The following is a 12,911-nucleotide window of genomic DNA, read 5'->3' on the forward strand; positions in this document are numbered from 1 at the left end:
TTACATACGCTCCAAAGGAACTAGTCCTAATAGTTCTAAGCCTTGCTTTAGAGTACGTCCAGTTAATGCAGTAAGGCGTAAACGGCTTTGTTGCTGTTGTTCATTATCTGCTTTAAGTACAGGGCACTCTTCATAAAATGTTGAGAATAGCTTAGCTAAATCATAAAGATAGCTACAGAGTAAATGGGGTAAACCTTTACTAGCTACACTATTTAAGGTTTCTGAGAATAGCATTAAATGAGCAGCTAAGTCTTTTTCTTGTTCGGCTTCTAATACTATTTTACCAGTTAGTTGCTCAATTGTTTTGTTGGCAGTACGTAATACCCCAGCAGTTCTAGTATACGCATAAAGCAAATAGGGAGCAGTATTGCCTACTAAACTTAACATATTATCAAAGCTAAATGTATAGTCACTGGTACGATGTTTAGAAAGATCAGCATATTTAACCGCGCCAATACCTATAGAGTGGGCTATTTGCTTGCATTCTTGCTCACTAATATCTGGGTTTAATTGCTTAGCTAAATCATAGGCTTTTTGTTCTGCATCATTTAGTAAATCAATTAGCTTAACAACACCGCCATCTCGCGTTTTAAAAGGTTTGCCATCTTCACCATTCATCGTGCCAAAACCCATATGCTCAAGATCTAATTCAGGGTTGGCAAAACCAGCTTGGCGGGCTGCTACATATAACATATCAAAATGCAGTGATTGGCGTTGATCTACAAAATATAAACAACGATCAGCTTTTAGCACATCATTACGATAACGAATAGCGGCTAAATCAGTGGTAGAATATAGGTAGCCACCATCTGCTTTTTGTACAATCATCCCTAATGGCTCACCTTCTTTATTTTTAAAGCCATCTAAGAAAATGCATTGTGCGCCATCGCTCTCACTCAACATGTTGTTAGCTTTTAGTGCTTCAATAATCTTGGGAAGATCATCATTATAAGCACTCTCGCCGCGAACATCTGCACGGGTTAATTTTACATCAAGACGATCGTAAACTTGTTGGCAATGGCCTAGCGAAATATCATTAAATTTTGTCCATAGCTCTAAACATTTTTTGTCACCTGCCTGTAGTTTTACTACCATCTCACGGGATTTAGTTGCAAATTCAGGAGATGCATCAAAATGTTTTTTGGCGGCACGGTAAAAGTTTTCTAGGTCAGATAGCTCGCTTTCAGCATCAGCAGGATTTTCTTCCATATAGGCTAGTAACATACCGAATTGTGTGCCCCAGTCGCCTACATGGTTTTGACGAATAACAGTATCTCCTAAAAACTCAGCAACACGCGCTACCGCATCACCAATAATGGTAGAGCGTAAATGGCCTACATGCATTTCTTTCGCTAAATTAGGTGATGAAAGATCAATTACAACACGTTGATTTTTAGTCGTTTTGCTGACCATTAGTTTAGAGTCATTTAGTGCTTCATCTAAGCGGTTAGCCAATGCTTGGGTATTTTGAAAAAAGTTTAAAAAACCAGGCCCTGCTATTTCTACTTTGCTAATTTGCTCATTAGTTGGTAGAGCAACTAAGATTTTTTCAGCTAAATCACGTGGTTTCATTTTAGCTGGTTTAGCTAGCATCATGGCGATATTGGAAGCAAAATCACCATGAGTTTTATCTTTAGTATTATCAATTTGAATGGTTACTGCTAAATCAGCAGGTAAAATATTTTCATTGATCAAAGCAGCTAATGCTTGTTCGATTAATTTAGTGATGAGTTCTTTCATTCGGCTTCTATATGCAAAAATAAAGTAATTTTATTAAATAAAGGTAAATTCTTACTATTGTATACCAAGTTGGGGGAGGGGAGGTACAGTAAGCTAAATATTCTTAAAAATCATTAACAATCGCCTATTAAAAACTAATATTTTTGAAATATTGTAAAAAGTAGTATTGAATTAAATAGAAATTGCTGTTATTTTCCTTTAACAAAAGAAGTTTATTAAAATAAGAAACTTAAACTAAAGATTAATTCACATTCGACTATTGTCGAATGCTCATTGGGTTGCTTTTAAAGGCACAATGTAAAAAACAAAAATAATTAATAAACTAGAGGTGTTAAACATGACAATAAAAATATATCCAGTAAAAAGTAATATTTTAGAGAAGACGTTAACTGATGAAGCAACATACAAAAGTATGTATCAACAATCGATTATTAATCCAGAGGGATTTTGGCGAGATCAAGCTAATCGAATAGAATGGATACAGCCTTTTACGCAGGTTAAACAAACCAGTTTTGATGATCATCGGGTAGATATTAAATGGTTTACAGATGGTACATTAAATGCCTCTTATAACTGTTTAGATCGTCATTTAGAAGAACGTGGAGATCAAGCAGCTATTATTTGGGAAGGTGATAATCCTGCAGAGTCTCGTACCATTACCTACAAACAACTGCATGCAGAGGTATGTAAATTTGCTAATGCCTTACGTGGTCAAGATATTCATCGTGGTGATGTAGTTACCATCTATATGCCCATGATTCCTGAGGCCGTGGTTGCAATGCTAGCTTGTGCCAGAATTGGTGCTATTCACTCAGTCGTTTTTGCAGGATTTTCTCCAGAATCTTTAGCTGGCCGTATAGCTGACTGTAAATCAAAAGTAGTGATTACTGCCGATCAAGGTCTACGTGCAGGTAGAGTCATTAATTTAAAAGAAAATGTTGATGAGGCATTAACCAATCCTAACACTTATAGCGTACAAAAAGTGATTGTTTGCAAACGTACTAATGGTCAAATTCGTTGGTATCCTCATCGTGATATTTGGTATGACGATCTAATGAAGGTGGCTTCAGATCGTTGTGCTGTGAAAGAAATGGGTGCTGAAGAAGCGTTATTTATTTTATATACATCGGGTTCTACGGGTAAACCTAAAGGTGTGTTGCATACCACAGGCGGTTATATGGTGTATGCATCCTTAACCCATGAGCGTATTTTTGACTATAAACCAGGTGATATTTATTGGTGTACAGCTGATGTTGGCTGGATTACAGGCCATAGTTATATCGTTTATGGTCCTTTAGCTAATGGCGCAACTACCTTATTATTTGAAGGTGTGCCTACTTACCCTGATATTAAGCGTATGGCACAGGTGGTTGATAAGCATCGAGTGAATATCCTATATACAGCACCTACCGCTATTCGTGCCATGATGGCGCATGGTAAGAAAGCGGTTGAAGGCTTTGATGGTAGTAGTTTAAGAGTATTAGGTTCAGTAGGTGAACCGATCAATCCAGAAGCATGGCAATGGTACCATGATGAAATGGGTAAACAAAAATGTGCGGTTGTCGATACCTGGTGGCAAACAGAAACTGGGGGTATTTTAATTACTCCATTACCTGGTGCAACAGAAACTAAACCTGGCTCTGCAACTAAACCATTCTTCGGTGTACAACCTGCTATTGTCGATAACTTAGGTAATTTAATTGATGGGCCTGCGGAAGGTAACCTAGTCATTATCGATTCTTGGCCAGGACAAGCCCGTAGTATTTATGGTGATCATGATCGTTTTGTAGATACTTACTTTAAAACCTTTAAAGGTATGTATTTTACAGGTGATGGTGCGCGTCGTGATGAAGATGGCTACTGGTGGATTACAGGCCGTGTTGATGACGTTCTTAATGTTTCAGGGCATCGTATTGGTACGGCTGAAGTTGAAAGCGCGATGATTGCTCATAGGAAAGTGGCAGAAGCAGCAGTAGTAGGTGTGCCACATCCTATTAAGGGGCAAGGCATTTATGTTTATGTAACGCTGGCTGAAGGTGAAGAACCTTCTGATGAGCTAATGAATGAGTTAAGGGAATGGGTTCGTCATGAAATTGGACCTATTGCTACCCCTGATTATATTCAATGGGCGCCTATGTTACCTAAAACTCGCTCAGGTAAGATTATGCGTCGTATTTTGCGTAAAATCGCAAGCTTTGAGTATGAGCAATTAGGTGATACTAGCACATTAGCTGATCCAGGTTCAGTGGATCAAATAGTGGCAGAACACAAACGCTTATATGGTGATGAACCTAAACAAGCTGTTTCAGCGTAGGTTAACGGTTTTATTTGCTTTATTGAATAATTACGTTTCACTCACAGGGTTAGTACTTCCCTTAGGCTAACCCTTTTTTTTATGCTTCTTGATTAATCCATTGATTCTGTTTAGTAATTTTCCAACTAATATAGCCCAATATAATACTGCGTAATGCCATAAAGGTTAGAAAGGTTATCCATAAGCCATTGTTAGCCAATGGCTGCAAAATAAAGCCTAACGGTAAACTAATAATAAAGGCAAGTAGCATACTATTACGCATTTCTTTAGCACGTGTTGCACTAATAAATAAACCATCCAATAAGTAACTCCAAACAGCGATTAAAGGTAAGATAGCTAAATAAGGAATAAGCGGATAAGCTTGTTCTCGAATACTTACAATGGTGGTTTGTAAGTTAATGAAATAATGCCCAAATTGTAGAAAGTTAATAGCGAATAATAAACTAGCTAGTAATGCCCACCCACAGGCCACAATTAGGGTGGTTTTAAGAGCAAGTTTGTCTTTTTCGCCAATGGCTTTGCCACATAATGCTTCAATGGCATGGGCAAAACCATCGAGGATATAAGCGGTAATGGTCAGGCCATTAATAATAATGATATTGGCACTTACAGTTTCTTCACCTAAACGTGCACCTTGAATCATTAGTAAAAAGAATACTCCTTGCAAGGTTAGGCTGCGGATAAAAATATCTCTATTAACAGTAAGCAGCGCTTTCCAAGTACTCCAATGTTTTAATGTAGATAAGAACCATTGCCCTACATATTTTTTGAGGGGAACATAAATAAAACAAAAGCCTATTAAACAGCCAGACCATTCAGCAATTACAGCAGCTTGTCCTGCACCTATAACTCCTTTATCAAGATAGAGTACAAACCAAACAGATAACACCATATTAATAATATTGGTGGTAATTAATATTATTAGTGGAATACGTGCATTTTGTGAACCTAAATACCAGCCTACTAAAGTGTAGTTAAGTAAAGCCGCGGGTAGTCCTAGAATACGCCAATTAAAAAACTGTTGAGCAGCTTCATGAAATTCTTGATTCGGTTGAATCCAATATAAAGTGAGCTGATAAAAGGGAATGGCTAAAAAAATAAGGAGTATGGATAAACTAAGTGCTAGCAATAAACTTTGCATAAGGATTTGTCTTAATGCAGATCCTTGCTGACGACCTACAGCCTGTGCTGTAAAGCCAATAGTGCCCATACGGAAAAAGCTTAAACAGCCCGCTATAAAAAGATAACTAGTGCTTCCTACGGTGACTGCTGCTAAATTATGTGCTTCTGGTAATCTACCCATTACCATAGTATCTACGAGAGATACTAATGGTACAGAAAGATTTGATAAAATCATTGGCAGGGTAAGTGCCCAGACTTTTTTATGGGTAGTAATATCTTTCCAGCTATTTAGAAACTGATTAAGTAATTGCACGTTATTTAATTTGGCCGCCTGCTTCCTGCACTTTTTCTAATATAAAGCTTTGTGCTTCAGTAGGAATAGCTTCTAAAGGGAATGTTGCATAACTAGCACGTGCTAGGAAAACCAACCATGTATCTGAGTATCGCCAAATTTCTTTGATTGCTGACCAAGGCCATTCCCCTTCACCTAGCTCTGAGGCGAGAGCAAATTTTTCATCATAAACTTTAAAGGTAACAGTAGGATTCTGTAACGCATTAAATGTACCTAAAACATGGTAGCGATTATTAAGGTAAACACTGATACCAAATAGTATGCCCGCAGTAAATATTACCGAAAAAGCACCCATCATCCATGAGGTATCGCCTTTAACTATTGCACTAATAAAACAGAAGCCAATAAATAACATTGCTATAAAATAACGCCAGCCTAGAGCTCTTATCCAATAGCGGAAAACAGATTTTTTAAGCATGGTTAATGTATATGACATATTTATTTGATAACGAATTTCTTCCATTATATTTCCCTGATATTAAACAAAGCCGACATAATGTCGGCTTTTAGTTTAATTTAATCTTCGCGATAGCGACGAAGTTTTAATGGTTTACCTGCCACTCGAGTATCTTTGAGCTTAGTTAGGATTTTATCTAATCCTTTTTCAGGAAGTTCTACTATACTGAAGCTGTCACGGATAGTAATTTTACCAATTTGATCTTTATTAATGCTGGCTTCATTAAGAATAGCACCTAATAAGTTCTTGGCAGCAACACCATCTAAACTACCAACAGGTGTACGACAACGTACTTTTCCTTCTGATACTCTATCGTTAGAGCGGCTGCTAGAACGGCCTTCACGCTCTATTCTTGGTCCGCGTTCGCTACGCTCACCGCGCTCTTTACGTTCGCCCCTTTCTTTTCTGTCGCCGCGTTCGCCACGTTCCTTACGATCACCTCTTTCCTTTCTATCACCACGTTCTTTGCGCTCTCTAGGCTCACGCTTCACATTACTGATTGGAGTTAGTTTAGGTTCGGTTCTTTCAATTTCTTCCACGGTTAATGGACGACGATTAGTAGCACGACGTAATAAGGCAACTGCTAATTCTTCTACTGAGCAAGTAAGATCAGTGGTTAATTGATTAACTAGATCAATGTAGTGTTGTTGGTTATCTTCTGGTTTGGCAAAAGGTTGTAGATTTTTAGTTAAACGTTTAATTCTAGCTACTAAAATGCTTTGTGCATTAGGTAAAGTGGCTTCGCTTACTTCTTGTTTAGTTACACGCTCAATGGTCTGTAACATACGGCGTTCACGTGGTGTCACTAATAATAAAGCTTTACCTGTACGACCGGCACGACCAGTACGGCCAATACGATGTACATATGATTCAGGATCATAAGGCATATCTACGTTAAATACGTGAGTAATACGTGGTACATCTAAACCACGAGCTGCTACGTCAGTAGCTACCACAATATCTAAACGACCATCTTTTAATGATTCAATTACTTTTTCACGTTGATTTTGTGCAATATCACCATTTAATGCTGCAACACGGTAACCTTTGATCTCTAATTCCATTGCTAAATCTAAGGTAGCTTGTTTGGTGCGAACAAACGCAATTAATGCATCAAAGTCTTCTACTTCTAATAAACGTAATACAGCTGCGTTCTTTTGATCTGGATGCACCATTAAATAGGTTTGTTCAATACTTTCAACAGTTTGTGTCTTGTTGGCTATTTTAATATGTTTTGGATCGTTTAATTGTTTTTCAGCAATAGCCTTGATAGATGCAGGTAAAGTAGCTGAAAATAAAGCGGTTTGACGTTTTTTAGGCAGTGTTTTAAAGATGCTTTCTAAATCATCCATAAAACCAAGCTTTAACATCTCATCTGCTTCATCTAAAACAAGAAATTGCACGCCTGATAAGAAATTAGCATCACGGCGTAAGTGATCACATAATCTACCAGGGGTAGCTACTAACACTTGTACACCATTACGGATTGCTTTAAGTTGTGCCCCCATAGGTGCCCCACCATAAATAGCTGCTACTTTAACAGTAGGCATTTGTTTGGCATAGCTTTCAAATGCATCTGCTACTTGTAATGCTAATTCGCGAGTAGGTGCTAATACCAATACTTGGGTATGGCGATTAGTAGGATCAATTTTACTTAAAATAGGTAATGCAAAAGCGGCTGTTTTACCTGTTCCTGTTTGTGCTTGGCCAATAATATCTTGGCCAGCTAAAATTTCTGGAATGGCTTTTGCTTGAATAGGAGATGGTTCTTCGTAACCAACAGCTGCAATGGCAGCTAAAACACTAGGATGAATGCCAAGCTCAGCAAATGAGCTGTTTTTTTTCTGGGTCATGGAAATGCCTCAATGTGCAATCGCAAGTACCCAAAAACTTAAGCTGCTTATGCCTTGTTTATTACTAACCCGAGCAGTGTAATGGTTGGGATCTGCGAAAAACTAGATAAAATTCGTAAGATTATGGAGTTATATTTCCATAATATCAGTTAAATACGCTATTATTTTTATAGCGGGGGCATATCATACTGTATTTTTTGGAAAAATGCAGAGATATTTCTGAACAAATAGCAACAAAGTGTTATTTTCTTTCTAATAAAATGCCTGTTTCCATATGATGAGTGTAGGGAAATTGATCAAATAATGCACAGCGACTAATTTGATGAGTGTCTGCTAGTTGCTTGATATTTTCTAGTAAAGTCTCTGGGTTGCAGGAGATGTAGATAATTCTTTGGAATTGGCGAACCAGCTCGCAAGTATCTTTATCCATGCCTGCTCGAGGTGGATCAACAAAAACAGTGGCGAATTGATAACTGGTTAAATCAACATTTGCCAGTCGATTAAAAGGACGTACTTGATTAAGTGCTTGGGTCAGCTCTTCAGCGGATAGCCTTACTAAACTAATATTATCTATATGGTTATCAGCAATATTCTGTAAAGCTGCTTTAACAGAGGTTTTGCTGATTTCTGTGGCTAATACTTTGCGAACTCTAGTTGACAAGGGGAGAGTAAAGTTACCATTGCCACAGTAAAGCTCTAATAGGTCATCATTACGTGTACCTAATACATCATAAGCCCAATTAAGCATTTTATTACAAACAATACCATTAGGTTGAGTAAATGCACCTTCAGGTTGTAGATAAGTAAAGATTTTACCTGCTACTGTAAATTCTTCTAAAGCATAATCTCTGCCAATCACTAAACGCTGTTTACGAGAGCGGCCAATAATATTGATATTAAGTTGTTTGGCAAGGTGTTCAGCTTCTGTTTGCCATTGCTCGTCTAAAGGGCGGTGATAGCAAAGGGTGACAACAGCATCGCCTTTAAGAGTAGTTAAAAATTCAATTTGGAAAAGTCGATTAGATAATGTTTTACTGGCTTGCCATGCTGCTTTTAATTGTGGCATTAACTCATTGATTTGTTGACTAGCAATAGCAAAACTATCTAATAAAATGGGTGTGTGTTTATCGCCTTGTTTAAACATTGCATAATCAAGTTGTTCACCTTCACGCCATAGTCTAAATTCTGCACGCATGCGATAGTATTCAGCAGGAGAGTCAAATACTTCTAAAGTAGGTGCATTAAAAGGAGCTAGTAAGTCTGTAAGATATTGCTGCTTCTCTGTTAATTGAGCATTGTACTGAGCTGGATTGGGTAATAGTGTATGCATAAATTATTCGTGTAAAAAAGCAAATTTTAAAATAAATAGAATAGAAAGTATGATTAATGCTGAGTTAACTTCTTTGGTGCGCCCAGTTAATAACTTAATAGCCGTCCAACTAATAAAGCCAAAAGCAATACCATTAGCAATTGAATAAGTAAAAGGCATGGCGATGGCAGTAATTAACACAGGTGCTGAAGTAGTGAGATCATGCCAATCAATTTCTGCTAATCCAGAGGCCATAAGAATAGCTACGAAAAGTAGTGCAGGGGCAGTAGCAAATAAAGGGACACTTTCTGCAAGCGGTGAAACAAATAAGGCTAATAAAAATAGCAGTGCTACCACACAAGCAGTAAGACCAGTACGACCACCTGCGGCAACCCCCGCTGTAGATTCTACAAAACTTGTAGTGGTAGATGTACCTAGTAATGAACCAGACATAGCGGCAGTACTGTCAGCAATTAGTACTCGCCCCATTCTTGGTAAGTAACCATCGGCACGCATAAGCCCTGCTTTCTTGGCCACACCAATTAATGTGCCTGAGTTATCAAATAGATCGACAAATAAGAACGAAAAGATAACGGCAATCATACCCACTTGAAAAGCACCTGCAATATCAAGCTGTAAAAAAGTAGGTGCAATAGAGGGCGGAGTAGAGACAATGCCTTTAAAAGGAGTAATATCCAGCACAATACTGATAATAGTAATCGTTAATATGCTAATAATTACTGAACCGGGTACTTTACGAGCCTCTAAGGCAATAAGAATAAAAAAACCTAAAATAGCCAGTAACGGTTCAGGCTTTGTAAGATCGCCGATAGTCACTAGGGTTGCAGGGTTTCCCATAATAATCCCCGCTTTTTGTAAACCGATGATAGCGAGAAATAGGCCAATACCAGCAGCGATAGCTGAACGTAATGCTAGAGGGATACTATTAATAATCCATTCACGAATTCTAAAAAGCGATAGCATAAAAAATAGCGTAGCTGAAATAAATACAGCTCCTAAAGCAACTTGCCAACTGTATCCCATAGTATGAACTACAGTGTAGGAGAAGAAAACATTAAGTCCCATGCCTGGTGCTAAAGCTAGTGGGTAGTTAGCAATCAAACCCATAGTGAGAGAGCCAATAACCGCAGCTAAACAAGTGGCTACAAATACAGCTGAGTGATCCATTCCAGCACCATTGGCATCACTTAATATATTGGGATTAATAAACAGAATATAAGCCATGGCTAGAAAGGTAGTAAAACCAGCAATTATCTCAGTTCTAATAGTGGTATTGTTGGCTTTTAATTTGAATAGCTTTTCTAGCATGATAGTGTCTCAGCTAATGAGTGGATAGAAACAGTACAAAGCAAAAAGCCTCCTAGGTAAGGAGGCTTAAGAAATTAATTTAATTACTGAAAATCGGTAAGTTGTAAAACACGTACTACCAACTTTCTAATACCTGGTGCAATATCACCAATAGATTTACCTAGCATATAGGCTGGTGTTGTAATCAGTTTATGAGCTTTATCTTCTACAATATTATCTACTGTACAATCTTGATGAATAGCCCCCATTTTTTCTATTTCAGCAGCAGTATTGGTGTCTTTACCAATAGTGCAGATAATGCCTCTACCGTATATTTTAGGGGCTAAATGTGGAGCGATACATATTAAACCAATTGGTTTTTCAGCTTTGGCAAAGGCTTGAGCAGCAGTCAATACGTCAGGATTAACCGTGCAGTCAGCACCTTTAAAAGCGAAGTCTGAAAGATTTTTAGCAGCACCAAAACCACCTGGAATAATGAGGGCGCCAAAATCATCTACATTAAGTTCAGTAATATCTTTTATATGACCACGAGCAATACGCGCAGACTCCACAAGAACATTACGCATTTCAGCAGCTTCTTGTTGAGTAACATGATTAATAACGTGTGCTTGATTAATATTAGGAGCAAAACATTGTATTTCTGCTCCTTGTTCACTTAAATAAAGTAATGTTAGAGTAGATTCATGAATTTCACTGCCATCAAAAACCCCGCAGCCTGCAAGGATTACAGCTATTTTTTTAGTAGGCATAGTAGCTCCTTTGAAATGAAGGTATGGTTGGCTTGGTGATTATTATAGCAAAAGATAACAACAGGGATTATTTAATTAGTTAATTAATTACAATACATTGTTCCAGTTTTGATTATTGTTTTATGTAAAGAAAGTATTATTATGGATATTAATGAAACTTAGGAGGTTGATATGTTAAATACTATATTACATAAAGCTAATGATCGTGGTCATGTTCAACATGGTTGGCTTGAAGCTTATCATAGTTTTAGTTTTGCTAATTATTATGATCCTGAAAAGATAAATTTTGGTGCTTTAAGGGTTATTAATGAAGATAGAGTGTTACCTAGTGAAGGATTCGGTACTCATCCCCATAATAATATGGAGATTATTACTATTCCTTTATCTGGAGCATTGGAACATAAAGATAGTATGGGGAATACCTCTGTAATTCGCTCAGGTGAAATACAGGTAATGAGTGCAGGAACAGGTATTTTGCATAGTGAATACAATGCAAGCCAAGAAGAGCTAGTGCATCTCTTACAAATTTGGGTTATTCCTAATCAAAAGAGTGTGACACCACGTTATCAACAAATTAAATTTGATGAGAAGCGTTTAAATGAGTTCCAGCAAATTGTGTCTCCAAATCCAGATGATGAAGGGGCATGGATTCACCAACAAGCATGGTTTTCTCTAGGGCATTTTAATGAGTTAAAACCTATTGAATATAAGCTGCATGATGTAAACAATGGTGTTTATGCATTTATTATTCAAGGTGAAGCAACTGTTGGTAATATCAAGCTTTTAGATCAGGATGCATTAGGTATTACAGGTGAATCTACCATTAAGATTACGCCTGAGAGGGCAGATAGTCGAATTCTGTTGATTGAAGTACCTATGTAACTCTCCATAACGCAAGGAAGCGTTATATAGCTATTATTCTACATTTTTATACGTCGTTGAATGACTTTGCCGTACTAATTGTACTGTCTTCAGTCATTCGCCTCGTCTAAAATTGTATAGCAACAGCTATGTAGTTATTGGGGGGGTTTCCTATTCTTTATAAAACGCCTTATCCATAAGAAAAGGGCAAGAGCAACAATAGCACCTAGGAATATAAGTTCGTAATCTTTTAAATAACTCAACACAATCGTACCAAAATAATAAGCGGTACTGCCTAATACAATTGACCATATAATGGCACCTATGCCATTAAGAATTACATAGCGTTTGGGGGAGTAGCCTGAGATACCAATAGCGACAGGCATAATAGTACGTAGCCCATACATAAAGCGGAAAGTGAGAACCCATAAGTCAGGATTCTTTCTAAAATAGATTAATGCTTTATCTGCAGATTTTTGCCATTTTGGTCTTTTTTGTAAAAGGGAAATACCATAGTATCTACCTAAAAAATACCAAAGTTGATCCCCACAATAACTGCCTATAAAAGCTACAATAATAACGGTTTTTAAGTCTAGGAAATCGTGCGCTGCAGCGATTCCAGCTAATACAAGAATGGTTTCACCTTCTAAAAACGTTCCTATAAATAAAGCTAGATAGCCATAATCGTTAAGCAGTTGTTCCATCATATGATGATCTTATTGTAAATGATAATAATAGGTTATAACTTACCAGTATAAACAAAAAAGTCCTACCGTATTGTAAGATAAATCGTGACAAAATCTAACTTATTGTTCGTAAAGTATT

General features: G+C 37.4%; 10 protein-coding genes. 2 read left to right on the forward strand and 8 right to left on the reverse strand.

Annotation, left to right across the window (positions count from 1 at the left end; all coding sequences use genetic code 11):
• Nucleotides 1–1,740, reverse strand: a complete 1,740-nt coding sequence (argS, locus tag ACQVD9_RS03390; protein WP_264747466.1) for an arginine--tRNA ligase — start codon at nt 1,738–1,740, stop codon at nt 1–3.
• Between the two features lie 337 nt (nt 1,741–2,077).
• Here argS and acs point away from each other — a divergent pair, with 337 nt between their 5' ends.
• The gene (acs, locus tag ACQVD9_RS03395; protein WP_264747467.1) at nt 2,078–4,054 is read left to right on the forward strand and encodes an acetate--CoA ligase; all 1,977 of its coding nucleotides are present in this window, start codon (nt 2,078–2,080) and stop codon (nt 4,052–4,054) included.
• A 79-nt stretch (nt 4,055–4,133) separates the two neighbouring features.
• On the opposite strand, the gene ACQVD9_RS03400 is transcribed toward acs, so the two are convergent.
• The 6 genes from ACQVD9_RS03400 to elbB all read right to left on the reverse strand — a co-directional run bounded on the left by ACQVD9_RS03400 (nt 4,134) and on the right by elbB (nt 11,225).
• Complete coding sequence (locus ACQVD9_RS03400) at nt 4,134–5,489, reverse strand: MATE family efflux transporter (protein WP_264747468.1); 1,356 nt, start codon at nt 5,487–5,489, stop codon at nt 4,134–4,136.
• 1 nt (nt 5,490) lies between these two features.
• The gene (locus ACQVD9_RS03405) at nt 5,491–5,991 is read right to left on the reverse strand and encodes a YcxB family protein (protein WP_264747469.1); all 501 of its coding nucleotides are present in this window, start codon (nt 5,989–5,991) and stop codon (nt 5,491–5,493) included.
• A 53-nt stretch (nt 5,992–6,044) separates the two neighbouring features.
• Nucleotides 6,045–7,838 (reverse strand): DEAD/DEAH box helicase, encoded by a 1,794-nt coding sequence (locus ACQVD9_RS03410; protein ID WP_264747470.1) that lies wholly within the window; start codon nt 7,836–7,838, stop codon nt 6,045–6,047.
• 241 nt (nt 7,839–8,079) lie between these two features.
• Nucleotides 8,080–9,168, reverse strand: a complete 1,089-nt coding sequence (gene trmA / locus ACQVD9_RS03415) for a tRNA (uridine(54)-C5)-methyltransferase TrmA (RefSeq protein ID WP_264747471.1) — start codon at nt 9,166–9,168, stop codon at nt 8,080–8,082.
• 3 nt (nt 9,169–9,171) lie between these two features.
• On the reverse strand, nt 9,172–10,476 hold the full coding sequence (locus ACQVD9_RS03420; RefSeq protein WP_264747472.1) for an NCS2 family permease: 1,305 nt from the start codon (nt 10,474–10,476) through the stop codon (nt 9,172–9,174).
• 83 nt (nt 10,477–10,559) lie between these two features.
• Entirely contained in the window at nt 10,560–11,225 is a 666-nt protein-coding gene (gene elbB, locus ACQVD9_RS03425) for an isoprenoid biosynthesis glyoxalase ElbB (protein ID WP_264747473.1), read from the reverse strand.
• 171 nt (nt 11,226–11,396) lie between these two features.
• Here elbB and ACQVD9_RS03430 point away from each other — a divergent pair, with 171 nt between their 5' ends.
• The gene (locus tag ACQVD9_RS03430; protein WP_264747474.1) at nt 11,397–12,107 is read left to right on the forward strand and encodes a pirin family protein; all 711 of its coding nucleotides are present in this window, start codon (nt 11,397–11,399) and stop codon (nt 12,105–12,107) included.
• Between the two features lie 134 nt (nt 12,108–12,241).
• Here the strand turns inward: ACQVD9_RS03430 and ACQVD9_RS03435 are convergent, their stop codons facing one another.
• Nucleotides 12,242–12,793: a DedA family protein gene (locus ACQVD9_RS03435; RefSeq protein WP_264747475.1), complete on the reverse strand. Its 552-nt coding sequence runs from the start codon at nt 12,791–12,793 to the stop codon at nt 12,242–12,244.
• Nucleotides 12,794–12,911: the final 118 nt, after the last annotated feature.

The organism is Entomomonas sp. E7T21 (assembly GCF_058693955.1).

Excerpts from the sequence above, each read along its gene's own strand:
- ACQVD9_RS03410 (WP_264747470.1), bottom strand. The coding sequence starts at position 7,838 with ATGACCCAGAAAAAAAACAGCTCATTTGCTGAGCTTGGCATTCATCCT.
- acs (WP_264747467.1), top strand. The coding sequence starts at position 2,078 with ATGACAATAAAAATATATCCAGTAAAAAGTAATATTTTAGAGAAGACG.
- ACQVD9_RS03435 (WP_264747475.1), bottom strand. The coding sequence starts at position 12,793 with ATGATGGAACAACTGCTTAACGATTATGGCTATCTAGCTTTATTTATA.
- elbB (WP_264747473.1), bottom strand. The coding sequence starts at position 11,225 with ATGCCTACTAAAAAAATAGCTGTAATCCTTGCAGGCTGCGGGGTTTTT.
- ACQVD9_RS03430 (WP_264747474.1), top strand. The coding sequence starts at position 11,397 with ATGTTAAATACTATATTACATAAAGCTAATGATCGTGGTCATGTTCAA.
- ACQVD9_RS03405 (WP_264747469.1), bottom strand. The coding sequence starts at position 5,991 with ATGGAAGAAATTCGTTATCAAATAAATATGTCATATACATTAACCATG.
- trmA (WP_264747471.1), bottom strand. The coding sequence starts at position 9,168 with ATGCATACACTATTACCCAATCCAGCTCAGTACAATGCTCAATTAACA.
- ACQVD9_RS03420 (WP_264747472.1), bottom strand. The coding sequence starts at position 10,476 with ATGCTAGAAAAGCTATTCAAATTAAAAGCCAACAATACCACTATTAGA.
- argS (WP_264747466.1), bottom strand. The coding sequence starts at position 1,740 with ATGAAAGAACTCATCACTAAATTAATCGAACAAGCATTAGCTGCTTTG.